The organism is Paramagnetospirillum marisnigri (assembly GCF_001650715.1).
GTDB lineage: Bacteria > Pseudomonadota > Alphaproteobacteria > Rhodospirillales > Magnetospirillaceae > Phaeospirillum > Phaeospirillum marisnigri.
This window is the reverse complement of record NZ_LWQT01000045.1, coordinates 30,057-54,358: the sequence shown is the minus strand read 5'-3', so window position 1 is coordinate 54,358 and position 24,302 is coordinate 30,057. Positions and strand designations below refer to the sequence as shown.

The 24,302-nt window shown below is 65.8% G+C and carries 27 protein-coding genes; 16 read left to right on the top strand and 11 right to left on the bottom strand.

All coding sequences use genetic code 11. The features are described 5' to 3' along the window. The first annotated feature begins 43 nt into the window (after positions 1–43). On the top strand, positions 44–1,156 hold the full coding sequence (locus A6A04_RS07625; protein WP_068491544.1) for an HD domain-containing phosphohydrolase: 1,113 nt from the start codon (positions 44–46) through the stop codon (positions 1,154–1,156). Positions 1,157–1,361: 205 nt separating this feature from the next. Here A6A04_RS07625 and A6A04_RS07620 read toward each other — a convergent pair whose 3' ends face one another. The 4 genes from A6A04_RS07620 to A6A04_RS07605 all read right to left on the bottom strand — a co-directional run bounded on the left by A6A04_RS07620 (position 1,362) and on the right by A6A04_RS07605 (position 4,944). Then, positions 1,362–2,573 carry a CaiB/BaiF CoA transferase family protein gene (locus A6A04_RS07620; RefSeq protein ID WP_068491542.1) on the bottom strand — a complete coding sequence of 404 codons (1,212 nt, stop codon included), beginning with the start codon at positions 2,571–2,573 and terminating at the stop codon, positions 1,362–1,364. Positions 2,574–2,681: 108 nt separating this feature from the next. Continuing rightward, positions 2,682–3,362 (bottom strand): SAM-dependent methyltransferase, encoded by a 681-nt coding sequence (locus tag A6A04_RS07615; protein ID WP_068491540.1) that lies wholly within the window; start codon positions 3,360–3,362, stop codon positions 2,682–2,684. A 12-nt stretch (positions 3,363–3,374) separates the two neighbouring features. Next, complete coding sequence (gmk, locus tag A6A04_RS07610; RefSeq protein WP_068491538.1) at positions 3,375–4,034, bottom strand: guanylate kinase; 660 nt, start codon at positions 4,032–4,034, stop codon at positions 3,375–3,377. 4 nt (positions 4,035–4,038) lie between these two features. Beyond that, positions 4,039–4,944, bottom strand: a complete 906-nt coding sequence (locus A6A04_RS07605) for a YicC/YloC family endoribonuclease (protein WP_068491536.1) — start codon at positions 4,942–4,944, stop codon at positions 4,039–4,041. A 78-nt stretch (positions 4,945–5,022) separates the two neighbouring features. On the opposite strand from A6A04_RS07605, the gene A6A04_RS07600 reads away from it, so the two are divergent. The 4 genes from A6A04_RS07600 to A6A04_RS07585 all read left to right on the top strand — a co-directional run bounded on the left by A6A04_RS07600 (position 5,023) and on the right by A6A04_RS07585 (position 7,575). Next, on the top strand, positions 5,023–5,466 hold the full coding sequence (locus A6A04_RS07600; RefSeq protein WP_068491562.1) for a nucleotidyltransferase family protein: 444 nt from the start codon (positions 5,023–5,025) through the stop codon (positions 5,464–5,466). Continuing rightward, positions 5,463–5,807 (top strand): HepT-like ribonuclease domain-containing protein, encoded by a 345-nt coding sequence (locus A6A04_RS07595; protein ID WP_068491535.1) that lies wholly within the window; start codon positions 5,463–5,465, stop codon positions 5,805–5,807. Before A6A04_RS07600 ends, A6A04_RS07595 begins: the two co-directional genes overlap by 4 nt. After that, entirely contained in the window at positions 5,804–6,562 is a 759-nt protein-coding gene (locus A6A04_RS07590; RefSeq protein WP_068491533.1) for an SDR family NAD(P)-dependent oxidoreductase, read from the top strand. Before A6A04_RS07595 ends, A6A04_RS07590 begins: the two co-directional genes overlap by 4 nt. Positions 6,563–6,645: 83 nt before the next feature. Further along, positions 6,646–7,575, top strand: a complete 930-nt coding sequence (locus A6A04_RS07585; protein WP_068491531.1) for an exopolyphosphatase — start codon at positions 6,646–6,648, stop codon at positions 7,573–7,575. A gap of 12 nt (positions 7,576–7,587) precedes the next feature. On the opposite strand, the gene A6A04_RS07580 is transcribed toward A6A04_RS07585, so the two are convergent. The 3 genes from A6A04_RS07580 to A6A04_RS22675 form a co-directional block, all read right to left on the bottom strand. Next, on the bottom strand, positions 7,588–8,010 hold the full coding sequence (locus A6A04_RS07580; RefSeq protein WP_245651118.1) for a hypothetical protein: 423 nt from the start codon (positions 8,008–8,010) through the stop codon (positions 7,588–7,590). Between the two features lie 88 nt (positions 8,011–8,098). Continuing rightward, the gene (locus tag A6A04_RS07575; protein WP_068491530.1) at positions 8,099–8,899 is read right to left on the bottom strand and encodes an alpha/beta hydrolase; all 801 of its coding nucleotides are present in this window, start codon (positions 8,897–8,899) and stop codon (positions 8,099–8,101) included. A gap of 4 nt (positions 8,900–8,903) precedes the next feature. Continuing rightward, a complete protein-coding gene (locus A6A04_RS22675; protein ID WP_068491527.1) occupies positions 8,904–9,230 on the bottom strand; it encodes a hypothetical protein in 327 nt (108 codons plus the stop codon). A 141-nt stretch (positions 9,231–9,371) separates the two neighbouring features. Here A6A04_RS22675 and A6A04_RS22670 point away from each other — a divergent pair, with 141 nt between their 5' ends. Both A6A04_RS22670 and fliN read left to right on the top strand, forming a co-directional pair. Next, positions 9,372–10,100 carry a TSUP family transporter gene (locus tag A6A04_RS22670; RefSeq protein WP_068491525.1) on the top strand — a complete coding sequence of 243 codons (729 nt, stop codon included), beginning with the start codon at positions 9,372–9,374 and terminating at the stop codon, positions 10,098–10,100. A gap of 245 nt (positions 10,101–10,345) precedes the next feature. Beyond that, positions 10,346–10,630 (top strand): flagellar motor switch protein FliN, encoded by a 285-nt coding sequence (fliN, locus tag A6A04_RS07560; protein WP_068436324.1) that lies wholly within the window; start codon positions 10,346–10,348, stop codon positions 10,628–10,630. Here fliN and A6A04_RS07555 read toward each other — a convergent pair. Next, positions 10,611–11,744 (bottom strand): NnrS family protein, encoded by a 1,134-nt coding sequence (locus A6A04_RS07555; protein ID WP_068491523.1) that lies wholly within the window; start codon positions 11,742–11,744, stop codon positions 10,611–10,613. The two genes, fliN and A6A04_RS07555, sit on opposite strands and share 20 nt — an antisense overlap. Before the next feature lie 5 nt (positions 11,745–11,749). After that, positions 11,750–12,997 (bottom strand): DUF1015 domain-containing protein, encoded by a 1,248-nt coding sequence (locus tag A6A04_RS07550; protein WP_068491520.1) that lies wholly within the window; start codon positions 12,995–12,997, stop codon positions 11,750–11,752. 140 nt (positions 12,998–13,137) lie between these two features. On the opposite strand from A6A04_RS07550, the gene serB reads away from it, so the two are divergent. Continuing rightward, positions 13,138–14,034, top strand: a complete 897-nt coding sequence (gene serB / locus A6A04_RS07545) for a phosphoserine phosphatase SerB (protein ID WP_068491519.1) — start codon at positions 13,138–13,140, stop codon at positions 14,032–14,034. A 220-nt stretch (positions 14,035–14,254) separates the two neighbouring features. Here the strand turns inward: serB and A6A04_RS07540 are convergent, their stop codons facing one another. Beyond that, complete coding sequence (locus A6A04_RS07540) at positions 14,255–14,689, bottom strand: bacteriohemerythrin (RefSeq protein ID WP_068491516.1); 435 nt, start codon at positions 14,687–14,689, stop codon at positions 14,255–14,257. A 256-nt stretch (positions 14,690–14,945) separates the two neighbouring features. On the opposite strand from A6A04_RS07540, the gene glgA reads away from it, so the two are divergent. The 7 genes from glgA to grxD all read left to right on the top strand — a co-directional run bounded on the left by glgA (position 14,946) and on the right by grxD (position 21,684). Then, positions 14,946–16,424, top strand: coding sequence for a glycogen synthase GlgA (gene glgA / locus A6A04_RS07535; protein WP_068491557.1), 1,479 nt, complete (start codon positions 14,946–14,948; stop codon positions 16,422–16,424). Beyond that, positions 16,421–17,374 (top strand): glucokinase, encoded by a 954-nt coding sequence (gene glk / locus A6A04_RS07530; protein ID WP_068491514.1) that lies wholly within the window; start codon positions 16,421–16,423, stop codon positions 17,372–17,374. The genes glgA and glk overlap by 4 nt, the downstream gene beginning before the upstream one ends. Before the next feature lie 93 nt (positions 17,375–17,467). Beyond that, complete coding sequence (locus A6A04_RS07525) at positions 17,468–17,980, top strand: hypothetical protein (protein ID WP_068491512.1); 513 nt, start codon at positions 17,468–17,470, stop codon at positions 17,978–17,980. 83 nt (positions 17,981–18,063) lie between these two features. Continuing rightward, a complete protein-coding gene (gene purQ, locus A6A04_RS07520) occupies positions 18,064–18,753 on the top strand; it encodes a phosphoribosylformylglycinamidine synthase subunit PurQ (protein ID WP_068491509.1) in 690 nt (229 codons plus the stop codon). After that, positions 18,750–20,954 carry a phosphoribosylformylglycinamidine synthase subunit PurL gene (gene purL, locus A6A04_RS07515; RefSeq protein WP_068491506.1) on the top strand — a complete coding sequence of 735 codons (2,205 nt, stop codon included), beginning with the start codon at positions 18,750–18,752 and terminating at the stop codon, positions 20,952–20,954. Before purQ ends, purL begins: the two co-directional genes overlap by 4 nt. A gap of 11 nt (positions 20,955–20,965) precedes the next feature. Next, positions 20,966–21,223 carry a BolA family protein gene (locus A6A04_RS07510; protein WP_068491504.1) on the top strand — a complete coding sequence of 86 codons (258 nt, stop codon included), beginning with the start codon at positions 20,966–20,968 and terminating at the stop codon, positions 21,221–21,223. A 131-nt stretch (positions 21,224–21,354) separates the two neighbouring features. Beyond that, positions 21,355–21,684 (top strand): Grx4 family monothiol glutaredoxin, encoded by a 330-nt coding sequence (grxD, locus tag A6A04_RS07505; protein ID WP_068491502.1) that lies wholly within the window; start codon positions 21,355–21,357, stop codon positions 21,682–21,684. A gap of 152 nt (positions 21,685–21,836) precedes the next feature. Here grxD and rpsD read toward each other — a convergent pair whose 3' ends face one another. Continuing rightward, positions 21,837–22,454, bottom strand: a complete 618-nt coding sequence (gene rpsD / locus A6A04_RS07500) for a 30S ribosomal protein S4 (protein ID WP_068491500.1) — start codon at positions 22,452–22,454, stop codon at positions 21,837–21,839. Positions 22,455–22,943: 489 nt separating this feature from the next. Between rpsD and A6A04_RS07495 the strand changes: the two genes are divergently transcribed. Beyond that, positions 22,944–24,254 (top strand): methyl-accepting chemotaxis protein, encoded by a 1,311-nt coding sequence (locus A6A04_RS07495; protein ID WP_068491498.1) that lies wholly within the window; start codon positions 22,944–22,946, stop codon positions 24,252–24,254. The last annotated feature ends 48 nt before the right edge of the window (positions 24,255–24,302 follow it).

Below are 24,302 nucleotides of genomic sequence, written 5' to 3'. Positions count from 1 at the left end.
CGAGCCTCCTTGAGGCCGGGGACATTTTTTTGGCGGGGGGGCCATGAACGCGGCGGCGGAACAATCCGGCAAGAGTCTGGTTTGCGTGGTGGATGCCAGCGCGTCCTACCGTACCGACGTTGCCAATGCCCTGTCGCCGCACTATGCCGTGGTCGCCTATGCCGAGCAGGGCGAGGCGCTGGAAGCCATCGCCACCCGGCCACCCTCGGCGGTAGTCCTGGACGAGAATGTCACGCCCAAGGGCGGCCTGCCGCTGTTGCGCGAGATCTGCTGCGTCCCCGATCTCGATACCATTCCCATCATCTGCACCGCCACCAATGACCGCAGCCATTTCCTGGCCGATGCCAGCGCCTTCGGCGTGCGCACCTCGCTGGTCAAGCCGTTCCGCCGCAGCGCCCTGCTGGGTGCCCTGGCCAGGGAAATCACCAGCAAGGTCGAGCGGTCGTGGACCCGCATCGAACCGGTGCAGCGCGCGGCGCTGAAGCGCACCTCCAAGGTCTTCACCGCCATCGCCGACCTGATGGCCGAGGGAGCCCCCCTGCCTTACGAGGCCCTGCACCACGCCTGCACCCCGCTGGTGGAGGCCGTCAGCACCGGGGAGTACCGCTCGATCCTGGACGGGGTGCGGGAACACCACAATTACTCCTATGTCCACTCGTTGCGCGTCGCCATGTTCCTGACGGTGTTCGGCCACTCCATCGGGTTGCGGGGCGACGACCTGATGACCCTGACCACCGGCGGCCTGGTCCATGACGTGGGCAAGATGGCGGTGCCGCAGGACGTGCTGAACAAGCCGGATCGCCTGACCGACCAGGAAATGGTGATCATGCGCGGCCATGTCTCGCATACCGGCGATTTCCTGCGCAGCAGCCCCGGCCTGCCGCGCGGCGCCCTGATGATCGCCGAGCAGCATCACGAGAAGCTGGACGGCACCGGCTATCCCTTCGGACTGAAGGGGGGGCAGGTCAATGAACTGGCCCGCATGGCCACCATCATGGATATCTTCGGCGCGCTGACCGACCGCCGCGCCTACAAGGCCCCCATGGAGCCGGAGCAGGCGCTGCATGTCATGACCCAGCTGGGCCGCCAGATCGACCAGCGCCTGCTGAAGACCTTTCGCACCGTGCTGCTCGATACCGCCAAGAGCCTGGATTAGAGTCTGTCCGAGTTCGGTAGAATCGATGGTTCCTTGTCGTCACCCATGACGGTGAGTAGAAAACCGCGTCGGTCTCTTGGTGTTCTTGGTGTTCTTGGAGTCTTGGAGGTCAATCATTTTTCGAGTGCCCTGGCGGCGCCGAGGCCCTGAAACGCAACCGCATTCAAGCTTTCGGCCGCACAAGAAAAATTAAACCGGACACAGTCTAAACCACGCCCTTGGCCCGCAGTTCGGCGATAGCGACCTCGTCAAGCCCCAGCAGGTCGGACAACAGGTCATCCGTATCGGCGCCCAACCGTGGCGGCGCCCGGTCATAGGCGATAGGCGTTTCCGAGAAGTGAATGGGGTTGGCCACCAGATTGACCTGTCCGGCCTCGGGATGGTCCAGCCGGGCCACCATGCCGCGATGCTGAATCTGTGGATTGTCGAACACCTGGGCCAGGTTGTTGATGGGGCCGCAGGGAACCCCCGCCGCCTCCAGATCCCTGATCCACTCGGCGCTGGGTCGTGCGCCCAGCGCCGCCTTTAGCAATGGCACCAGGGTCTCGCGGTTGCGCACCCGCTCGGCATTGGTGGCGAAGCGGGGATCCTCGGCCAGGGCGGGGCAGCCCGCGACGCCACAGAATTTCTGGAACTGGCCGTCATTGCCCACCGCCAGGATCACATGGCCGTCGGCGGTGGGAAAGGCCTGATAGGGCACGATATTGGGATGGGCATTGCCCAGGCGCCGGGGCACCATGCCGCCCACCAGATAATTGCTGGCCTGATTGGCCAAAACCGCCACCTGGACGTCCAGCAGGGCGAGGTCCACATGCTGCCCCTGGCCGGTGCGGTCGCGGTGGGCCAGGGCGGCCAGCACGGCGACACTGGCATACATGCCGGTGAAGATGTCGGTCAGGGCGACCCCCACCTTCATGGGGTCGCCGTCGGGCTCGCCGGTCAGGCTCATCAGGCCGCCCATGCCCTGGACCAGGAAATCGTATCCGGCGCGGTGGGCATAGGGGCCATCCTGGCCGAAACCGGTGATGGAGCAATAGACGATATCCGGCCGGACCTGCCGCAGGGACGCATAGTCCAGGCCGTATTTGGCCAGGCCGCCCGCCTTGAAGTTCTCCAGCACCACGTCGCACTGGGCGGCCAGCTGGCGGACCAGCGCCTGGCCTTCCGGCCGGGTGAAGTCGATGGCCAGCGACCGCTTGCCGCGATTGGTGGACAGGTAATAGGCGCTTTCGCGGGTGTCCCTGCCGTCGGCATCCTTCAGGAAGGGGGGGCCCCAGGCGCGGGTATCGTCACCCTCGCCGGGCTTTTCGACCTTGATGACGTCCGCTCCCAGATCCGCCAGCAACTGCCCGGCCCAGGGGCCGGCCAGCACCCGGCTGAGATCGAGAATACGCAGATGCGACAGCGCTCCGGCCATGAGGCCTCCTCTAATGCAGATGGGAGACACCCTGCCGCAGACGAGGTATCATGGAAATAACATAATCTGTATAATTGCTATAACGGAATATTATAGCGGCCGTAGTGGCTATGGCGAGGCCGAGACGGGGCGGGCAAACAGCAGGTAGCGATTGCACTGGATGAGGTCTTCCCTCACCCCATAGGTCTCCCACACCGTCTTTTTCCCCACCAGGCGCAAACCCGCCTCGGCCATGATGCCCGCCAGGTCTTCCGGATCGAGATGGCGGATGGGATTGTCGGGGTGCAGCGAGTGGTCCTGCCACTGCCAGTCATCGAGCGGGACCGGCCGGGCGGACACGGTATCGGCGACGTCGCGGCGACCGCTGCCCTGGATGAAATGCAGCATGAGCAGCCCGCCGGGGACCAGCGCGTCGCGGCAGTGTCCGGCAAAGGCGGTCAGTTCAGCATCACTGAAATAATAGACCGTATCCCGGCTATAGATGGCGTCGAACAGGCAATCGAATCCCGGGGGGGCGAGGGTCATGTCGGCGACACGGACGGTGGTTCGTCCGGTTCTCTGCCTGAAGGCCTCCACCGCCTTGGCACTGATATCGACGCCGTAGATTTCGGCACCGCGCCGCTCGGCTTCCAGCAGGTCGGAGCCGAAACCGAAGCCCACTTCCAGCACCTTCTTGCGGGTGAAATCAAAGCCCGCCTGGCCGAGGAAGCGAAACAGCGTCGCGTTCGAGGAGGTTCGGCCGAACTCCTCCTTGCGCTCCGACCAGAATTCCTTCGCCGATGCCTCCATGGTCAGGTCCTTCTAATCCAGGCCGCGCAGCCGGGTGACGAAATCGTGCATGCCCACCTGGCGCTCGCGCTTCAGCCGCTCGGCGGTCAGGATGGCCTGGACATTGGCGATGGACTGTTCCACGTCCACATTGACGATGATGTAGTCGTATTCCGGCCAATGGCTCATTTCGTCGCCCGCCTTGGCCATGCGCTTGGCCACCACCTCGGCCGAGTCCTGGGCGCGGCTGTGCAGGCGGCGTTCCAGCTCCGCCACCGAGGGCGGCAGCACGAACACCGACACCAGATCGGCCCGGGCGGTCTGGCGCAATTGCTGGGTGCCCTGCCAGTCGATGTCGAACATGACGTCGCGGCCCTGGGACAGCACCGCCTCCACCGGCCCGCGCGGCGTGCCGTAGTAATTGTCGAAGACCTTGGCGTGTTCCAGGAACTCGCCCGCCTCGACCATTTCCTGGAAGCGGGGCACCGGAACGAAATAATAGTCCTGGCCGTCCACCTCGCCGGGGCGCGGCGCCCTGGTGGTGGCGGATACCGACATGGCGATGCCGTCGTCCCTGGCGAGCAGGGCGCGGGAAATGGTGGTCTTGCCCGCGCCCGACGGCGACGACATCACCAGCATCAGACCCCGGCGGTGGATGGTGGCGGGAAGGGTGGGGGGCGTGGTCTGGGTCATGGCGCTACTCGATGTTCTGGACCTGCTCTTTGAACTGGTCGATGACGGATTTGAGGTCGAGGCCGATGCGGGTCAGCTCCACATCCGACGACTTGGAGCACAGGGTATTGGCCTCGCGATTGAATTCCTGGGCCAGGAAGTCGAGCTTGCGCCCCACGGCGCCGCCCTGGGCCAGCAGTTCGCGCGCCGCTTCCACATGGGCGCGCAGCCGATCCAGTTCTTCCCGCACATCGGCCTTGACCACCAGCAGCGCCACTTCCTGCGCCACCCGGTCCTCGGACAGGGCGGGAACCGCCTCCAGCACGGCGGCGACCTGGGTCTGGAAGCGCTCGCGGATGGCTTCGGGCCGCAGCGCCGCCGAGGCGGCCGCCTTGGCGGTCAGGGCATTGATCTCATCCATCTGGCTGGTCAGCACCGCCAGGATACGGGCGCCCTCGTCGCGGCGCATGGCGGCCAACTGGTCCAGCAAGGCCTCCAGGCTGGCTTTCATGGCGGCCTCGCGGGCCTGGCGGGTGGCTTCGTCATCGCCGGGCTCGGCGGCGTCGGTGGCCGGTTCCAGCACGCCCTTGATGGCCAGCAGACCGTCGAGGCGGGCGGGGGCGACGCCGGGGAAGCGGCCCTCCCACTCCTTGCACATGGACAGCAGCTGCGCCAGCATGGGGGTGTTGACCTGGATCTGCGACTGCTCTTCGCTTGCCCGGCTGAGGGACAGCGACAGTTGCACATTGCCGCGCTTCAGCCGCTTGGCGGCGGCGTCGCGGGCGGCGATTTCCAGCCCGTCATGGCCGTAGGGCAGCTTGCAGCGGACCTCGAGCCCCCGGCCGTTGACGCTTTTCGCCTCCCAAACCCACGAGGCCTGGGCGTCGCGGCCTTCGGCGCGGGCATAGCCGGTCATGCTGGAAACTGTCACGGGCGCGGTCCTTCCGGGTGGTTGCCGTGCCCGGTTATAGCCTTGCGGCGCCTCGCCTCCAAGCCTAAGCTTTTCGGCATGATCGAACGCCGCAAGCCGCAACGCGACAGGCCGAATGTCATCGAGATCGTGGTGCGCGTGCCCGCCGACAAGGCCGACGCGGTCAAGGCCTATGCCGGTCGGGTGTCGCGCCGCCGCCAGCCCATCACCCGCGACGAAGTGGTGGCGCGGCTGCGCGAGAACGGCCATCTGATGGAGCGCTTCGGCGTCCGCGCCTTGTCGCTGTTCGGCTCGGTGGTCAGGAACGACGCCAAGCCCACCAGCGATATCGACCTGATGGTGGATTTCCATCCCGGCCAGCCGGGCGGGCTGTTCCGCTTTGTCGAACTGAAGCATGCCCTGGAAGGGGTGCTGGGGCGCCCGGTGGACCTGATCACCTCGGGCAATATCAAGCCGCGCCTGAAGCGGCGTATCCTGGAAGAATGCCTGCCCATTTTCGGCGAGGAGGCCTGCGGCCGGTGAGTTTCAAGGACTGGAAGGTACGCATCGAGGATATTCTGGAGGCCATCGAGCGCATCCGTCGCTATACCTCCGGCATGACCGAGGCCCAGTTCGTGGCCGATGACCGCAGCATCGACGCGGTGATCCGCAACCTGGAAATCATCGGCGAGGCGGCAAAAAGGGTGCCCAACGCCGTCACCGAGCGCCACCCGGAGATTCCCTGGAGCCGCATGACCGAGATGCGCAACATCCTGGTGCACGAGTACCATTCCGTCGATCCGTCCATCGTGTTCGACAGCGCGCGGCACGACCTGCCGCCGTTGGTGGGGCCGCTCCGGGCCTTGCTGGGGGAGGGGGGATGAGCAGGCCCGTCTCCATCCTGATCACCGGCGCCTCGTCCGGGCTGGGGGCGGGGCTGGCCCGTTTCTACGCGGCGTCTGGCGTGACGCTGCATCTGTCCGGTCGCGACCCCGTCCGGCTGGAGCGCACCGCCAGCGATTGCCGGGCGAGCGGCGCCGAGGTAATCGCCACTCTTGTCGATGTCGGCGATGCCGCGGCGACCCGCGCCTGGGTCGAGGCGTCCGAGGCTCACAGGCCGCTGGACTTGGCGATCGCCAATGCCGGCATCTCGGCGGGCACCCATGGCGGCGGCGAGAGCGCCGACCAGATACGGGCCATCTTCGCCGTCAATGTGGATGGCGTCATCAACACGGTGATGCCCGCCGTCGCCGCCATGACGGAGCGGCGGCGGGGGCAGGTGGCGATCATGAGTTCCCTGGCGGGCTTCCGGGGCTTTCCCGGCGCCCCGGCCTATTGCGCCTCCAAGGCGGCGGTGCGGGTGTGGGGCGAGGGGCTGCGGGCCGAGCTGGCGCCGCTGGGCGTCGGGGTCTCGGTGATCTGTCCCGGCTTCGTCACCACCCCCATGACGGCGGTGAATAACTTCCGCATGCCCTTCCTGATGGAGGTGGAGCCCGCCTGCCGCATCATCGCCAGCGGGCTGGAGCGCAACCGGGGCCGCATCGCCTTTCCCTGGCCCATGCTGCTGGCCGCCCGGCTGGCGGGATGCCTGCCCGACCGGTTGATGGACATGGTGTCGCGGCGGACGCCACGCAAATAGTCGGCGGAGCTTTGCCGTTGTCGAATGCTTCCAATCCGACTAGGGTGGCCGTCAGATTTCGTTACACAGAAGGGTAAGTCCTGATGTCCTCCAAGAAATTCCGTCTGGTCACCCGTTCGGACTTCGACGGACTGGTTTGCGCTACCTTGCTGCGCGAGTTGGAGATGATCGACGACATCGTCTTCGTCCATCCCAAGGACATGCAGGACGGCAAGGTCGCCATTACCGACAACGACATCACCACCAACCTGCCCTATGTGGACGGCGTCCATCTCTGCTTCGACCACCATGCCAGCGAGATGCGCCGGGTCGACGGCAAGAACAACCGGGTGATCGATCCCGGCGCCGCCTCGGCCGCCCGGGTGGTCTATGATCATTTCGGCGGCAAGGCCCGCTTTCCCCACATCGCCGACGACATGATGGAGGCGGTGGACAAGGCCGATTCCGCCCAGTACTCGGAAGAGGACATCCTGGCGCCTTCCGGCTGGACCCTGCTGAACTTCATCATGGATCCGCGCACCGGCCTGGGGCGTTTCCGCGACTTCACCATTTCCAATACCCAGTTGATGCTGGACCTGATCGGCTATTGCCGCAATCACACCATCGAGGAAATCCTGGTGCTGCCCGACGTGGTCGAGCGGTTGCAGCTGTTCGAATCCCATGCCGAGCGCGCCGAGCACCAGTTGATCCGCTGTACCCGCATGCATGGCAAGCTGGCGGTTCTCGACCTGCGAGAGGAAGAGACCATCTACGCCGCCAACCGGTTCATGATCTATGCCCTGTTTCCCGAGTCCAACATCTCCATGCATGTGATGTGGGGGGCGAAGAAACTCAACACCGTGTTCGCGGTGGGCAAGTCCATCCTGGACCGCTCGTCGAAGACCGATGTGGGGCATCTGATGCTGGAATACGGCGGCGGCGGTCATGACGCGGCCGGCACCTGCCAGGTGGAGACCGGGCGGGCGGAAGCGGTCAAGGCCGAGTTGATCGGGCGCATCACCAGCGTCGGCTGACGGAAAGCTTTCTCAGAACAGGTAGTTCATCACGCTGCCGGGCTTGACCGCGGCGGGTGAGGTGACACGCATGTTTTCCTCATAGCTGCCGATGCCGCGCATGATGTCGGTCAGCGACAGCTTGAAGTCGTCGGCATTGCGCTCCTCGGCGGCCTCGATCTCGATGCCCAGGCTGGAGCGCGACAGCAGTGGGGTGAAGCCGTCGCGGTTCTCACGGGAATTGCGGCGGCCATCGGGGTTGAGGTTCCCGGCTTCCTGCTGGAAGCGGAGGATCTGTTCCTCGCTGACGCCGAGATGGGGGGTGAAGTCCAGCTTCTCCACATCGGCGCGGGTCGCCGACGCGACATTGCGCCCGCCACCGCCGATGCGGACCGTTGCCGCCGCGACGCTGGAAGATGCTGCCGAACCGATCTGTTTGGTACTCAGTGCCATCATAGACCTGGATAGAGTAACCCTACACTAACCCGAGTCTGACTATAGGCCAGTTAACGGAAAATTGAAAGGCTCACGCTGCGGCGACGGGTCACAGGCCCTGGGCGAGCAGCCAGCCCAGGATGCGGTCGGCGGTGGGTTCCCACCACAGGCTGTCCAGCATCAATCCGTGCGGCGCGCCCGACATCACCTCGAGTTCGGCATCGAAATAGGCGGCGGTTTCGTAGAGCGCGAAGCTGGGCACTAGCACATCGCGATCGCCGCCCATGACCAGGATGGGAAGCGCCCCGGCGGGCTTGGGCAGGCGGGGGCGGGGCGGGTTCATCAATTCGACGCAGATTCGCTGGGATTCCTGCTGGAACCGAGGCAGCAGCCGCGCCACGTCCTCGGCCGGGGTCTCGGCGGCGAACAGGGCCTTGCGGATGACCTCGCCCTTGACCGCCGCCGGACCGACGCTTTGCAGCAGAGCCAGCTGCATGCAGACATCGGGCGAGAATACCGACATGTGCAGGGCCGACGAGGCCAGGCCCGAGGGCGGCACGCTGGACATCAGCACGGCGGCGGCGACCTCGTCGCCATCGGCCAGACAGTGCTGGGCCACCAGCCCGCCCATGGAATGCCCCACCAGGATGCAGCGGCCGCCGATATGATCGATGGCCTGGCGCACGTCCGAGACATAGTCGTCCAGCGAGGCCGAGAAGAAACGGCCCTCACTGCCGCCATGGCCGCGCAGGGAGACGGCATGGCAGGTAAAACCCGCCCGGGCAAAGAACGGCATGAAGTGTTCGGACCACACCCAGGCGCCGCAATACGAGCCATGGACGAACAGAATTGGAATGGGGTGGGCGACGGTGGCGGCCGTGGGCCGACAATACAGTAGTTCCAGCTTCAAGGTATCACAGACCGATCTTTTTCTTCAGCCGGGCCAACAGGCCGGGCTTTGGGGCCGGCTTCTTGGCCGGAGGCTTCTTCTTCAGTGTCGGACCCGCCGCGATCTGGGGCTTGGGCGCGGGTTTGCAGTTGGGGTTGGTGTAGGAATAGAACATGCGGAACTCGCCATCGGGCGCGACCTTGTAATAAGCCACCTTCTTGATAGAGGGGTCCAGCTTGCAGCGGCGCTTGGCATCGTCCTCGGCCTCGCCGCGGTCCTCGATGTCGCAATAGTCCAGCTTGCCCTGCTTGAGCTCCTGGCCGTCCCTGCAGCTATAGACTTCCGTCGCCATGCCCGTGGTCCCGCATCCAAAGCGGGGATGATAGCGGCGAGTGCGTCCATCTCGCAACCGTCCGCTCGGACTGTGGAGACTATACCGGCTGGCGGAAAAGGAGTAGGGAGAACCTGCTCTACTGATCGGGGGCGGGACGTTTTGCTTGCCATCGCCTCCATTCTCATCTTCTCGCTGGTCCAATCCTTGTTCGGGGTCGGATTGCTGGTGTTCGGCACGCCGACCCTGCTGTTGAGCGGTTTCGGCTATCCCGAGACCCTGGCCACCCTGCTGCCGGCCTCGCTGGCGGTCAGCCTGTTGCAGGTCCGGGCCGGCGGCCTGCAATCGGCCGCATTCGCCCGCCGATTCGCCCTGTGGTGCCTGGCGCCCATGGCGGCCGTGCTGGCCCTGGTGCTGGTATTCAAGCTTCGCGCGGGTCTTGAGTTGGGGGTGGCGCTGGCTCTGCTGGCTTTCGCCGGATTGCGGGCGGCGCCGCCCCGCTTGGTCGCCGCCATGCGCCGCTGGGTGGCCGAGCATCAGCCGCAATGGCTGCTGGCCATGGGAGTGGTGCATGGACTGTCCAATCTGGGCGGCGGGTTGCTGACCATCTATGCCGGGGCCTGTCGCGACGACAAGGAGGGCATGCGCGCCCTGACCGCGTTCTGCTACACCGCCTTCGCCAGCAGCCAGTTGCTGGTGCTGGCGCTGCTGCGGCCCGACCTGTTCGGCTGGCCGCAACTGGCCTATGCGGCCACGGCGGCGGCCATGTTCCTGGCGGTTGGCCAGCGGATGTTCGTGGCCATGCCGCTGGACCTGTTCAACCGGCTGTTCGGGCTTTTCCTGCTGGCCTATGCCTCGCTGCTGATCCTGCGGGCCGTCGGCTGGCTATGAGGCCGGTCGGCGAATGAAATGACCTGTCATCCCGACGACCATCGGGAGGAGGGAACTCCGCCTGGAAAGCTGGTTCCGGGCCGGAAACGTCGATCCAGGATGAGGTCCCTCGCTGTCGCTCGGGATGACATGATGAGTCGGATCTCGTGCCGCGCGGTATAAGTCCCGCCCCCTCAACACTCCCTTAACATTCTCATGCTATAGATGGGGGTCCCCCGATTCCGGGGCCAACGAGGCGAGGCGACATGGCCGACGACGACGCGATCAACGCAGCCCTGGGCATTGGCGATAACCGCGAGGCGGTCTACGACGTCTCGGTGGAACTGTCCGCCGTGCTGGGCACCGCCAACCTGCCCATCGCCCAGCTGCTGAAGCTGGGCCGTGGCGCCGTGGTGGAACTGGACCGCAAGGTCAACGATCCCGTCGACCTTTACGTCAATCGCAAGAAGGTCTGCCGCGCCGAGGTGGTGGTGGTGGAAGACCATCTGGCGGTCACCATCACCGAAGTGCTCAAGCGCGCCGCCGACTAAGCCATCCCTTCGCCAGCGCCGCCGCCAACACCACATAGGCCAGCGACCAGGCTGCCGCCGAGGCTGGCACCAGCCATCCCGGATTGATCGAGGCCAGGATGCGCAGATCGGTGGCGACCACCAGCAGCAGGGCCACCGGCACCGCTGCCGGGGGCCAGCCTCCCTCGCGCCTTTCGCGGATATGGTCGATACGCAGCATCATGGTGGCGGTCACCAGGCCGATGCCGCCGATGGTGGCGAGATGCAGGGCGTCGGTGCCCGGTCCCATCCCCGCCAGTTCCGCCGCCGAGGCCAGCATCACTCCCGCCGCCAGCAGGAAATAGCCCAACTGGATCGGCCCCATGGAGACGTCGCGCGCCGCCAGCAGCGGCCGCCAGCGAGCCTGACGCATCAGGGCGGCGGCTCCGGCCAGCAGCAGGGCGGGCTTGTGGGCCAGCGGCCAGGCCAGGGCCTCGCCCAGCGCTCCCAGCGCCAGTCCCGCCACGACCAGCCATTCCAGCCAGGGACGGTTGCGGTCGAACAGTTCGCGGCTTTCCTCCTTGCGCACCAGCCCGGCCATGGCGGCGGGAATTACCCGTCCGCCCATCACCAGGATCATCAGCGCCACCAGGGACAGTGCCACCAGGGCGCCCCGGCGCTCGCCCGCTTCCACCAGCCCCAGCCGCCCGGCCTGGTACAATGCCTCGGCCACGGCGAATCCGGCGATGGTGGGGGCGAAGACCATGTTATGGCCCAGCTTGGCCGCCTTCAGGAATGGCCAGCCGCCGAAGGCGAACAGCAAGGCGGGATAGGCCAGCGCCAGGACCAGCCCAGGGGTGCCGCCGATGCCGCTCCAGGCGCCGATGCGGGCGGCGGCCCAGGCCGCCAGGGCGGCCAGCAGGCGGGCAAGGCTGACCTTGGTGAACAGATAGCCGCCCAGCACCGCCCCGGCGAAGCCCAGCACCATCTCGTGGGCATGACGGGCGACGGGGTCGCAGCCGTGGCATCCGGGCAGCCACCCCGCCCATTCCGCGACCCACAGCGGCACCGCCAGGGCGGCGTAAAGGGCTGCGGCCAGGAAAAACGACCGGTGCGCCTTGGGATATCGGCCGCTACGGGGGACGGGCGAGGGCATGACGGCTATTGCCAGTCCAGCGGATAGCTGACCAGCCCATCGGCCAGCTTGGGCTCGAACCAGGTGGATTTGGGCGGCATCACCTGTCCTGCCTCGGCCACCGCCACCAGATCCTCCATGCCGGTGGCGAACAGCGCGAAGGCGCAGGCCATCTCGCCGGAATCCACCCGCCTTTCCAGCTCGTTCAGACCGCGCTTGCCGCCGACGAAGTCGATGCGCTTGTCCTTGCGCAGGTCATGGATGCCCAGCACCGGCCCCAGCAGCCGGTCCGACAGCAGGCTGACATCGAGGCGCGCCACCGGGTCGGCGGGCGGCGGATTGCGCAGCCCCAGCCGGTACCAGCGGCCCGCCAGATACAGCCCCATCTCGCGCGGGGCGCGGGGGCGGGCCTGTTCTGCCAGGGGTTCCACCGTGAACTCCGCCGCGATGGCCGCGAGGAAGGCATCCGGCGTCAAGCCGTTGAGGTCGCGCACCACCCGGTTGTAGTCGAAGATCTTCATTTCGCCGATGGGAAAGGTCACCACCAGGAAGGATTCATAGGCTTCCTCGCCGCTGGCGCAGCACTTGCGCTCACGCTGCACCATGGCGACGCGCGAGGCGGCGGCCGAGCGGTGATGGCCATCGGCGATATAAATGGCGGGCATGGCGTCGAAGGCTTTGGTGACAGCGTCGATTTGGGCCGGGTCGTCCATCACCCACAGGGAATGGGTGTTGCCGTCCACCGCCGCCACCTCGTAGGCGGGGGGCGCCTTGGTCACGGCGGCGATGGCGGCGCCGATATCGGGATGGTCGCGATGGGCCAGCAGCACCGGCCCGGTCTGGGCGTCGCAGGCGTCGATCTGGCGGACGCGGTCGTCCTCCTTGTCGGGGCGGGTGAATTCGTGCTTGCGGATGCGGTTGGCGTCATAGGCCGCCACCGAGCCGCCGCCGACAATGCCGGTCTGGACGTGATCGCCCATGCGCAGGCGGTAGACGTAGAAGCAGGGCCGGGCGTCCCGGACCAGCACGCCCTGATTGATCAGGGATTTCAGGTTCTCGGCCGCCTTGGCGTAGACCGCCGGGGAATAGGGATCGGTGCCGTCGGGCAGGTCGATTTCCGGCTTGGAGATATGCAGGAAGGACAGCGGATTGCCCGCCGCCAGGGCCTTGGCCTCGTCCGACGACAGCACGTCATAGGGCGGCGCCGCCACAAGGGCGGCGTGGCCGGGGGTGGGGCGAAGGCCGGGGAAGGGGCGAAGCAGCGGAACCGACATCAAAACCTCCGGAAAAGCCGTGTCGCCCACGACCCTAATTCACCCCGGGGCCGTCGCAAAGGGCTTCGCGCTTGCCAAGTCGCGCGGCGGTGCAGTAAACGACAGGCGCCTTCCTTCCCCAGCCCCCAAAAGGACATCCCATGGACAAGGTTCTGACCCTGATCGCCGGACATGGGGTCGACGGGCTCGACTCATCGCTGGTGTTCGAGGCGCGCGGCGCGCTACGCGCCCTGGGAGCCGAGGTCGGACCCGCCGACTGGCTGTCGCCGGACCGGGCCTGCGACCTGCCCTTCACGGGCATCGCCACCAGCGAGGCTGACGCCATGGCCAGCCGCATCCTGGAAGGCTGGGCGGTGGATGTGGTGGCCCAGCCCGTGGAGGGGCGGCGCAAGCGCCTGCTGGTGGCCGACATGGATTCCACCATGGTGACCGGCGAGACCCTGGACGAACTGGCCGATTTCGCCGGGATCAAGGACCGCATCGCCGCCATCACCGCCCGGGCCATGAATGGCGAGATCGGCTTCGAGGCGGCGCTGCGCGAACGGGTGGGGCTGCTGAAGGGCCTGTCCGAGGACTGCCTGCAGAAGACCTGGGACCGCATCGAATTCACCCCGGGCGCCCATTCCCTGGTGCGGACCATGAAGAAGCACGGCGCCTTCGCCGTGCTGGTGTCGGGCGGTTTCGGCTTCTTCACCTCCAAGGTGCGCGATGCCTGCGGCTTCGATGTGGATATCGCCAACGAGCTGATCATCGAAGGCGGCCAGCTGACCGGCCGGGTTGGCGACACCATCATCGGCCGCGAGGCCAAGCTGTCCACCTTGAACCACTACTGCGCCGAGTTGGGCATTGCCCCCCATCTGGCGGTGTCGGTGGGCGATGGCGCCAATGATCTGGATATGCTGCGGGCCGCCGGTCTGGGTGTGGCCTTCCACGCCAAGCCGGTGGTGGCGGCCGAGGCCCGGGTGCGGGTCGACCATGGCGACCTGACGGCGCTGATCTATGCCCAGGGCTACCGCGACGACGACATCGTCGGCTGAAATTCCGCTCGTGTCATCCCGAGCGGGCTTTCTTTGGCGGCAAGTGGAATTCGCAAATAAACCCTCGCCCGCTTGCGGGAGAGGGTGGCGAAGGCGGAGCCTGAGCCGGGTGAGGGCCTCGATGGCGGACACAGGCCCTCACCCTCCGGCCCATTGGGCCTCCTCCCTCTCCCGCAAGCGGGCGAGGGGAAAGGAACGCCTGCCCCCCAATCGGGAGGGCTCAAGCCCGCGGCGAGACCACGCGCCGGGTCACCGCCCAGCGTCCCAGGGGCTGGTCGCAGGTCTTGGCATGGTTGGTCGCCCAGTGGGCGATGAAGTCGTGCACCTTGGTCGAGTCCTTGTCGGCGCAGACATGGGCGTCGCGCATGATGGTCAATTTCTCGATCAGCGCGGTATGGTCGTCGCAATGGCGCTGGGCCTCGGGGAAGCCGGCCTCGGCCATCACTTCCTCCTGATAGGAGAAGTTCCGCCGCACATAGCGCAGGATGGCGTCGATGCGCGAGCAGCGGGTCAGGTCGCACTCGCCCTTGCCATGGGGACCGCGTCGGCATTCAACGCCTTGCTCGAATACGCGTTCGAGCAAGAAGCGCAGGCCGTCATTGGCGGCATCGATGGCGGGAACCCCGGTCGAAGTGATCTTGCTGAACTGAGCCATCGGCCCAACGTCTCCCATTTATTATTGGGGGAAAGACTAACAGGTCGGCTCGGCGAAATTCAACGGATTCAAACGCCCGTTTTTATTTTTGCGGGTGCGAGATGGCCCCGGGTATTATTGTGCACTGCAATAATCGTGAAGTCTTCATGACGCGGGGGTGACCCGTGGTGCATGAGGGCATGCCCTCACTCGACCGCAGGGCAAATCCGCGATAGGCTAGGTCTACTATTCCCGATGCTGTCCCGTGGTGTTCGCCATGCGCGTGCTGTTCGCTTCCTCCGAGGTTTTTCCCCTGATCAAGACCGGCGGCCTTGCCGATGTCTCGGGGGCCTTGCCCGCCGCCCTGGCCGAGGCCGGGACCGATATCCGCATTCTGATGCCGGGCTATCCCGAGGCCATGGACAAGGCGGGCGCCAAGCGCGATGTCGGCCTGCTGGGAGATCCGCTGGCCATCGGCGCCGAGGCGCGGCTGGTCTCGGGCAAGCTGCCCGAAAGCGGGGTTCCGGTGTGGCTGGTGGACTGTCCGGCCCTGTTTGACCGGGCCGGCGGGCCTTATCAGGATGCCCAGGGCCGCGACTGGCCCGACAATGCGCTCCGCTTCGGCCTGCTGTCGCGGGTGGCGGCGCAGTTGTGCACCGATGGCAGCCCGGCCAAATGGCGTCCCCATGTGCTTCACTGCAACGACTGGCAGACCGGTCTGGCGCCCGCCTATCTGCACGCCTGGGAGTTTCTGTCGCGGCCCGGCACAGTCTTCACTGTCCACAACATCGCCTATCAGGGCCAGTTCGCCGCCGAGATGGTGGCGCGGCTGGGCTTCCCGCCCGAGATGTATGCCGTGGACGGGCTGGAATATTATGACAGCCTGTCCTTCCTGAAGGGCGGCCTGTTCTATTCCGACAAGCTGACCACCGTCAGCCCGCGTTACGCCAAGGAAGTGCAGACCCCGGCCTTCGGCTGCGGCATCGAGGGGCTGCTGGCCCGGCGCTCCTCCGATCTGGTCGGCATCCTCAACGGCGCCGATTACGCGGTGTGGAATCCTGCAACCGATCCCCATCTGGTGCATCCGTTCAAGCCCGGCGACCTGGCGGCCAAGGCCAGGAACAAGGCGGCGCTTCAGGTCGAACTGGGCCTGGCCCAGAACGCCGACGCTCCCCTGATGGTGATCGTCAGCCGTCTCAACGACCACAAGGGCATGGATCTGGTTCTGGGTGTTCTCCCCACCATCCTGGGCATGGGCGCCCAGGTCGCTGTGGTGGGAGCCGGTGATCGCGCCCTGGAAGACGGCTTCCGCGCCGTCGCCAGCGCCCATCCCACCCAGGTGGCCGCCCGCATCGGCTATTCCGAGGAACTGGCCCATCGCCTGATGGCGGGTGGCGACATGCTGCTGATGCCGTCCCGCTTCGAGCCCTGCGGCCTGACCCAGTTCTACGCCTTCCGCTACGGCACCGTGCCGGTGGCCCATGCCACGGGTGGTCTGGCCGACACGCTGGTGGATACCGGCTACGATACCCTGATGACCGGAACCGCCAATGGCTTCGTGTTCGAGCATTGCAATGCGGGCGCCTTCCGCTGGGCGGTGGAGCGCGCCGTGGGGCTCTATGCCAAGAAGGACCAGTGGAAGAAGATCGTGAAGTCCTGTGTGTCCCAGGATTTCAGCTGGGGCCGGTCGGCGTCGCGCTATCTCGATCTCTACAAGTCGCTGACCGACGAGGCCAAGGGACGTCGCAAGGCATGACCGCCGCCCTGGTCGCCGATATCGGCGGCACCCATGCCCGTTTCGCCGTGGTGGACGGACAGGACCTGCTCAATCCGGTGGTGCTGCGCTGCGCCGACTATGACGGTCCCGCCTCGGCGGCCAAGGCCTTCCTCGACGCCCATTGCCCCGGCGCGCGGCCGAGGCGGGGCGCCTTCGCCGTGGCCTCGGCCATTACCGGCGACCGGGTCGACCTGACCAATTCGCCCTGGCGCTTTTCCATCGAGGCGAGTCGGCAATCCCTGGGCCTGGAGCGGCTGGAGGTGGTCAACGACTTCACCGCCGTGGCCCTGTCGGTTCGCCATATCGCATCCGAGCATCTGATGCCCCTGGGCGGCGGCGCGGCCCAGCCCGCCACCCCCATCGCGGTGCTGGGGCCGGGAACCGGGTTGGGGGTTTCCGCCCTGGTGCCCTCGCCCGATGGGCGCTGGACGGCGCTGGCCACCGAGGGCGGCCATGTCACCATGGCGGCGGCCAATGACCGCGAGGCCGACATCCTGGGCTGGCTGCGCAAGCGCTTCGACCATGTCTCGGCGGAACGGGTGCTGTCGGGCCAGGGGCTGGTCAATCTGTATCAGGCCATCGCTGCCCTGTCCGGGCGCCAGGCGGTGTTCTCCACTCCCGATGTCATCACCAGCCGGGGGCTGGACGGGTCCTGCGCCATCAGCCGCGAGACGGTGGACACCTTCTTCGCCATGATGGGCACGGCGGCCGGCAATCTGGCCCTGACCACCGGTGCCCGGGGCGGAGTCTTCATCGCGGGCGGCATCCTGCCCCGCATGCATGAGGCCTTCCAGGCCTCGGGCTTTCGCGCCCGCTTCGAGGCCTATGGCCGCTTCCAGCCCTATCTCGCCGCTATCCCCACTTGGCTGATCACCCATCCGCTGCCCGCCTTCATCGGTTTGGCGGCATTGGTGGGGGATGACGCATAGGCCCATGCGCCCGGCGGTGGGGGGAGTGCCTTGTGTTGCGCCGCAGCATGCTCCATATATCATGCAGATGGAATGTATGATGGAGTGCGGCGCATGATCGTCACCGCGATCACCAATGGCGAATTCCAGGGCCTGGCGCCCCGGGCCGACATGGCCGTGCTGCGCATTTTCGATCCCATCGATCCCCGCGAAAGCCTGGGAGAGGGCTGGGGCGCCGCCCTGGGCCTGGCCTTCTGGGACATGGACGCCTCCGCCCTGGGCATCAAGGGCCGTCTGGTCACCCGGCTGTGGGGCCGCAACCGCGCCCTGTTCGAGTCCCTGGCCGGGCGCCTGTTCGGCACCGATATTCCCTGGCGCCCCTTCATCGCCGCCGATGCCGCCGATATCGCCGCCTTCGCCGATGGCCTGGGCGACAAGGGCGTGCGCGAGGTGCTGGTGGTCTGCCGCAATGGCCGAGGGCGCTCGGGCACGGTGGGGCGCTGGTTGGCCCGTCGCCTGGGGGCCGGGTTCCGTTCCAACGGCGACGGCCGTGAGTCCGGCCATATCCGCGAGACCCTGGATCGGGTCGGCGGGACGACGCAACACCGCCTTTCCGCCGCCGCATAGATTTCCGCCGCAATCGTCTGGAAACCGACGCGCATCCGGGGTACACAGACAGCCTTGTCCTCACTTGCGCGAAGGCAACGCCCTTGAAAGCCGCCGTCATCGTCTTCCCCGGCTCCAACTGCGACCGTGACGTCGCCGTGGCGCTGCAAGCCAGCATGGGGGCCAAGCCCCTGATGGTCTGGCACCGCGACACCCAACTGCCCGATCTGGACCTGATCGTGGTCCCGGGTGGGTTCTCCTATGGCGACTATCTGCGCTGCGGCGCCATGGCGGCCCATTCGCCGATCATGCGGGAAGTCAAGGCCAAGGCCGACCAGGGCACAAGGGTGCTGGGCATCTGCAACGGCTTCCAGATCCTGACCGAGACCGGGCTGCTGCCCGGCGTGCTGATGCGCAACAAGGACCTGAAGTTCATCTGCAAGGATGTCCATCTGCGGGTCGAGAGCGACCAGACCGATTTCTGCCGCCAGTATCAGGCGGGCCAGACGGTGCGCTTTCCCATCGCCCATGCCGAGGGCAATTATTTCGCCGACCCGGAAACCTTCAAGGCCATGGAAGGCAATGGGCAGATCGCCTTCCGCTACTGCTCGTCCCTGGGCGAGGTGACCGATGGCGCCAATCCCAACGGCTCGCTGTCCAATGTGGCCGGTGTCTACAATGCGCGGCACAACGTGCTGGGCCTGATGCCGCATCCCGAGCGCCTGGCCGAGGACCTGCTGGGCGGGTCCGATGGCAAGGCCATGTTCGATTCCCTGGTGGAGGCCTTGTCTTGAGCCAGATCACCCCCGAAATCATCCCCTCCCACGGTATCAAGCCCGACGAATACGCCAAGATTCTCGAGATTCTGGGCCGCGAGCCCAATCTGACCGAACTGGGCATCTTCTCGGTGATGTGGTCCGAGCATTGCTCGTACAAGTCGTCGAAGAAGTGGCTGAAGACCCTGCCCACCAAGGCGCCCTGGGTCATCTGCGGCCCCGGCGAGAATGCGGGCATCATCGATATCGGTGACGGCGACGCCATCGTCTTCAAGATGGAAAGCCACAACCACCCCAGCTTCATCGAGCCCTATCAGGGCGCGGCCACCGGCGTCGGCGGCATCTTGCGCGATGTCTTCACCATGGGCGCGCGCCCCATCGCCAATATGAACGCGCTGCGCTTCGGCGATCCGTCGCACCCCAAGACCCGCCATCTGGTGGCGGGCGTGGTGGCGGGCATCGGCGGCTACGGCAATTGCGTCGGCGTCCCCACCGTGGGCGGCGAGACCAATTTCCATTCCAGCTATAACGGCAACATCCTGGTCAACGCCATGACCGTGGGGCTGGCGCGCAAGGACAACATCTTCTATTCCGCCGCCGCCGGTGTCGGCAATCCGGTGGTGTATTTCGGCTCGAAGACCGGCCGCGACGGCATCCACGGCGCCACCATGGCCAGCGCCGAATTCGACGAGAAGTCGGAAGAGAAGCGCCCCACCGTCCAGGTGGGCGACCCCTTCACCGAGAAGCTGCTGATCGAGGCCTGCCTGGAACTGATGGCCACCGACGCCATCGTCGCCATCCAGGACATGGGCGCCGCCGGTCTGACCTCGTCCTCGTTCGAGATGGCCTCCAAGGGCGGCCTTGGCATCGAGATGGACCTGGACGCGGTCCCCATGCGCGAAGAGGGCATGACCGCCTACGAGATCATGCTGTCGGAAAGCCAGGAACGCATGCTGATGGTGCTCAAGCCCGGCCGCGAGGCCGAGGCCAAGGCCATCATGGACAAGTGGGAACTGGACTTCGCCGTGGTGGGAACCCTCACCGATTCGGGGCGCATGGTGCTCAAGCGCCATGGCGCGGTGGTGGCCGACCTGCCCATCGACCCGCTGGCCCTGGCCTCGCCGGAATACGACCGCCCCTGGGTGGCTCCGGCGAAGCGCGCCGTCATCGACGCCAAGGAGGTCAAGGCGGTGTGCCCGGCCGAGGCGCTGAAGACCCTGGTGGCCTGTCCCGATCTGGCCTCGCGCCGCTGGATCTACCAGCAATACGACCATATGGTCATGGGTGACACGGTTCTGCGCCCGGGCGGCGACGCCGCCGTGGTGCGCATTCACGGCACCACCAAGGCGGTGGCCATCACCACCGACGTGACGCCGCGCTATGTGCTGGCCGACGCCTATGAAGGCGGCCGCCAGGCGGTGGCCGAGGCCTATCGCAACCTGTCGGCGGTGGGCGCCCTGCCCATGGCCATCACCGACAACCTCAATTTCGGCAATCCGGAAAAGCCCGAGATCATGGGCCAGATCGTCGAGGCCATCCGTGGCATGGGGCAGGCCTGCCGCGAGCTGGACTTCCCCGTCGTGTCCGGCAATGTCTCGCTCTACAACGAGACGCAAGGAACGGCCATCCAGCCTACCCCGGCGGTTGGCGGCGTCGGCCTGCTGGAGGACGTGACCAAGTCGGTCAGCGTTCCGTTCAGGGAAGAAGGCTCCAATATCGTCCTGATCGGCGAGACCAAGGGCTGGCTGGGCGCCTCGCTCTATTTGCGCGAAATCTGCGGTTCCGAGGAGGGCGCCCCGCCGCCCGTGGCCCTGCACCGCGAACGCCGGGCCGGTGAACTGGTGCGCCAGTTGATCGGCGACGGCATGGTGCTGGCCTGCCACGACGTCTCCGATGGCGGATTGCTGGTGGCGGTGGCCGAGATGTCCATGGCCTCGGCCAAGCATCTGGGCGCCCAGTTGGACGCGCCGTCCTCGCTGCCGCTGCATGCCTGGTGCTTCGGCGAGGACCAGGGGCGCTATGTCCTGGAAGTGAGCGACGGCGATCTCGCCTCGGTGCTGGAAGAGGCGCAGGAGCACGATACCGCCGTGCGGGTCATCGGCAAGACCGGCGGCCATGTCATCAGCGTCGGCGGCCGCGCCGTGCGGGTGGACGAGCTGTTCGCCGCCAACGAAGCCTGGCTGCCCGCCTTCATGGGCGCCGAGATGTCCGGACACTGAGGAGAGTTAGCATGCCCATGGAAGCCACCGATATCGAGGCCATGATCAAGGAGGCCATTCCCGACGCCAAGGTGATCATCGAGGACCTGCGCGGCGATGGTGATCATTACTCCGCCCTGGTGGTGTCCGAGGTGTTTCGCGGCAAGAGCCGGGTGGCACAGCATCAGCTGGTCTACGCGGCGCTGAAGGGCAAGATGGGCGGCGAACTGCACGCCATGGCGCTGCAGACCGCTACCCCCGACGCCGCCCCCGACTTCGCCAAGGATTGAAGGTGAGGGAGGATGGGGGCGCGGGGACTTGACCGCCCTCAATGCGTCCTTTTTTCGCGGCGGGGATGTTGCGTCGCGGTGCATCAGCGCCTAGATTGAAGCAATTCCAGTTTTTCGAGGAAGCCATTGCGATGAACAACCCCGTCTTCGACCGCATCAAGCAGGACATCACCGAGAACGACGTGGTGCTCTATATGAAGGGCACCCCCATGTTCCCGCAGTGCGGCTTTTCCGCCGCCGTGGTGCAGGTGCTGACCGACCTGGGCGTCAAGTTCAAGGGCATCGACATCCTGGTCGACCCTTCCTTGCGCGAAGGCATCAAGCAGTACACCAACTGGCCGACCCTGCCGCAGCTCTATGTGAAGGGCGAATTCGTCGGCGGCTGTGACATCGTGCGCGAGATGGCCGCCAGCGGCGAGTTGAAGCAGCTGATGTCCGACAAGGGCGTCGCCGCCGCCTGATCCCCTCGTTTGTTGTCGATGGCCCCGCCCCGGTTCATCCGGCGCGGGGCTTTCGCGCGCCTTGGCCTTGACGAAGCGCGGGCGGCCCGGTCATGAAAAAGGCCCCCCGCCGAAGCGGGAGGCCTTTGCCATCGATGGTCCGAAGGAACCGATCAGCGCGAATAGAATTCGACGACCAGATTGGGTTCCATCTGCACGGCGTAGGGAACGTCACCCAGCTTGGGAGCGCGGATGAACTTGCCCTTCATGTCCTTGTGATCGACTTCCAGATAGTCGGGCACGTCACGCTCGGGCGACTGGGCGGCTTCGACGATCAGGGCCATGTCCTTGGACTTGGTCTTGACCGAGATCACGTCGCCATCCTTGCAGCGATAGGACGGGATGTTGACGCGGGCGCCGTTGACCTGGATGTGGCAGTGGTTGATCAGCTGCCGGGCGGCGAAGGGGGTGGGGGCGAACTTTAGGCGATAGACGATGGCGTCCAGGCGGGACTCCAGCAGGCCGATCAGGTTCTCGGAGGTGTCGCCACGGCGGCGCACGGCCTCGTCATACAGCTTGCGGAACTGCTTCTCGCCGATATTGCCGTAATAGCCCTTCAGCTTCTGCTTGGCCATCAGCTGGGTGCCGAAGTCCGACGGCTTCTTGCGGCGCTGGCCGTGCTGGCCGGGAGGGTTCTCCTTGCCACGGTTCAGCGGGCTCTTGGAGCGGCCCCACAGATTGGCCGACAGGCGGCGATTGATCTTGTATTTGGCTTCGATACGCTTGCTCATGGTCTTCCTTCTGGCCGAATTGTTCAGCCTTTTGCGGTTGTCCCGATCATCCTGGTCCGGCCTTCGCCGGGGAGGGATGCACAAGCCTGACGGCCACGCACCCGCTTTCTCGGGAGTGAGGGGGCGAACTATACGGATCGGGGGCGGCTTGTCAAATGATTGGTGCGCCTTTCGGCGAAACCCCGCCGCTGTTCCGGTTGGAAGGCATGTGCCGGAACGGAAAGCTGCCAGCGCCAATAAGTAAATCAATCGGTTAAGTTTGTAATTCTAATATATTGGCGCAGTGTAACAAATGATCAAATTTGGCGATAAACCGGCTTTCGCTCGGATTTGCGTTGTGTATTATGCATTAATGCATATGCCCGAGAGTGTGAGTGGCCTGTGCCCATAGTGATGGGGTCTGATCCTTCGACGTATCGGATCAAGCCCTGCCTTTCACCCGCATCTGTCGACGATATTGTTCCAGAATTCCTAGGGGGAGGCCCGGCCATGTCGCTGCTGTCCAATCTCAAGATCTCCGCCCGCCTCTATGTCGGTTTTGCCTTGATCTTGGTGCTGACCCTGGGAATCGGGCTGCTGGGCGACGCCACCGACGACCGTCTGACCGAGCTTACCGTCAAGCTCTACCGCCACCCCTTCACGGTCACCAATGCCTTGCAGGAGGCGAACACCAATATCGTCGCCATGCACCGGTCCATGAAGGATGTGGCCCTGGCCTCCAATCCGGAGGAACTGGTCAAGGCGGTGGCCGACGTGGATGCCCGCGAGAAGAAGGTCTACGAGAAGTTCGCCCTGGTTCGCGAACGCTTCCTCGGTGACAAGAGCGACGTCGAGGCGGCCGCCAAGGCCTTCGCCGACTGGAAGCCGATCCGCGATCAGGTGATCGCCGCCATTCGCGACGGCCGCCGCGAGGATGCCGCCACCATCACCAAGACCCTGGGCGCCAATCAGGTGGCCCAGGTCAACGCCACCCTGACCAAGGTCATCGCCTTTTCCTTTGATAAAGCCGAGGCCTTCATGAAGAACGCCGAGGCCGTCAGCCATCAGGCGGAACTGTACACCCGTATTGCCATGGCGGCGGCGGTGGTGCTGGGCTTGTTGATCGCCTGGCTGGTGGGGGGCTCCATTACCAAGCCGGTGAACGCCATGACCCGGGTGATGGGCGATCTGGCCGCCAACAATCTGCCCGTCCAGGTTCCCCATGCCGACCGTCGTGACGAAATCGGACTGATGGCCAAGGCGGTGGAGCACTTCAAGAACCAGCTTGTCCGGGTCAAGCAGCTGGAGGGTGAGCAGGAGGCGCAGAAGGCCCGATCCGAAGCCGAGCGCAAGGCGGCCTTGCGCCAACTGGCCAGCACCTTCGAGGACAGCGTCGGCAAGGTGATCGAGACCGTGACCTCGGCGGCGACCGAATTGCAGGCGTCTTCCAGCCAGATGGCCGGAACCGCGTCGGAGACCAGCGCCCAGGCCAGCACCGTCGCCTCGGCCTCGCAGCAGGCTTCGGCCAATGTGGAGACGGTGGCGGCGGCCACCGAGGAACTGTCCTCCTCCATCAGCGAGATCGCCCGCCAGGTCGAACGCTCGCAGTCGGTGGCCGCGCGCGCGGAACAGGAGGCTCAGTCCACCACCGATCAGGTCCGTGCCCTGTCCGAGAACGCGGCCAAGATCGGCGAAGTGGTCAACCTGATCAACGATATCGCCGCCCAGACCAATCTGCTGGCGCTCAACGCCACCAAGTTTCGTTCTATTAAACAAGTACAATCTTCGCCGTGTAGGACACCGCTTTCCCTCGCAGCCTGATGATACTGTGCCGCTGAACGCACCCGCTCGGTCGTTCACCGCTAGGAG

Bases quoted from the DNA above. Each gene is read 5' to 3' on its own strand.
- A6A04_RS07495 (WP_068491498.1), top strand. From the start codon at position 22,944: ATGTCGCTGCTGTCCAATCTCAAGATCTCCGCCCGCCTCTATGTCGGT.
- A6A04_RS07540 (WP_068491516.1), bottom strand. From the start codon at position 14,689: ATGGCTCAGTTCAGCAAGATCACTTCGACCGGGGTTCCCGCCATCGAT.
- A6A04_RS07620 (WP_068491542.1), bottom strand. From the start codon at position 2,573: ATGGCCGGAGCGCTGTCGCATCTGCGTATTCTCGATCTCAGCCGGGTG.
- A6A04_RS07580 (WP_245651118.1), bottom strand. From the start codon at position 8,010: ATGATGGCACTGAGTACCAAACAGATCGGTTCGGCAGCATCTTCCAGC.
- A6A04_RS07590 (WP_068491533.1), top strand. From the start codon at position 5,804: ATGAGCAGGCCCGTCTCCATCCTGATCACCGGCGCCTCGTCCGGGCTG.
- A6A04_RS07550 (WP_068491520.1), bottom strand. From the start codon at position 12,997: ATGTCGGTTCCGCTGCTTCGCCCCTTCCCCGGCCTTCGCCCCACCCCC.
- glk (WP_068491514.1), top strand. From the start codon at position 16,421: ATGACCGCCGCCCTGGTCGCCGATATCGGCGGCACCCATGCCCGTTTC.
- A6A04_RS07510 (WP_068491504.1), top strand. From the start codon at position 20,966: ATGCCCATGGAAGCCACCGATATCGAGGCCATGATCAAGGAGGCCATT.
- A6A04_RS07625 (WP_068491544.1), top strand. From the start codon at position 44: ATGAACGCGGCGGCGGAACAATCCGGCAAGAGTCTGGTTTGCGTGGTG.
- fliN (WP_068436324.1), top strand. From the start codon at position 10,346: ATGGCCGACGACGACGCGATCAACGCAGCCCTGGGCATTGGCGATAAC.
- A6A04_RS07585 (WP_068491531.1), top strand. From the start codon at position 6,646: ATGTCCTCCAAGAAATTCCGTCTGGTCACCCGTTCGGACTTCGACGGA.
- serB (WP_068491519.1), top strand. From the start codon at position 13,138: ATGGACAAGGTTCTGACCCTGATCGCCGGACATGGGGTCGACGGGCTC.
- A6A04_RS22675 (WP_068491527.1), bottom strand. From the start codon at position 9,230: ATGGCGACGGAAGTCTATAGCTGCAGGGACGGCCAGGAGCTCAAGCAG.
- A6A04_RS07600 (WP_068491562.1), top strand. From the start codon at position 5,023: ATGATCGAACGCCGCAAGCCGCAACGCGACAGGCCGAATGTCATCGAG.
- A6A04_RS07525 (WP_068491512.1), top strand. From the start codon at position 17,468: ATGATCGTCACCGCGATCACCAATGGCGAATTCCAGGGCCTGGCGCCC.
- gmk (WP_068491538.1), bottom strand. From the start codon at position 4,034: ATGACCCAGACCACGCCCCCCACCCTTCCCGCCACCATCCACCGCCGG.
- glgA (WP_068491557.1), top strand. From the start codon at position 14,946: ATGCGCGTGCTGTTCGCTTCCTCCGAGGTTTTTCCCCTGATCAAGACC.
- A6A04_RS07555 (WP_068491523.1), bottom strand. From the start codon at position 11,744: ATGCCCTCGCCCGTCCCCCGTAGCGGCCGATATCCCAAGGCGCACCGG.
- A6A04_RS07615 (WP_068491540.1), bottom strand. From the start codon at position 3,362: ATGGAGGCATCGGCGAAGGAATTCTGGTCGGAGCGCAAGGAGGAGTTC.
- grxD (WP_068491502.1), top strand. From the start codon at position 21,355: ATGAACAACCCCGTCTTCGACCGCATCAAGCAGGACATCACCGAGAAC.
- rpsD (WP_068491500.1), bottom strand. From the start codon at position 22,454: ATGAGCAAGCGTATCGAAGCCAAATACAAGATCAATCGCCGCCTGTCG.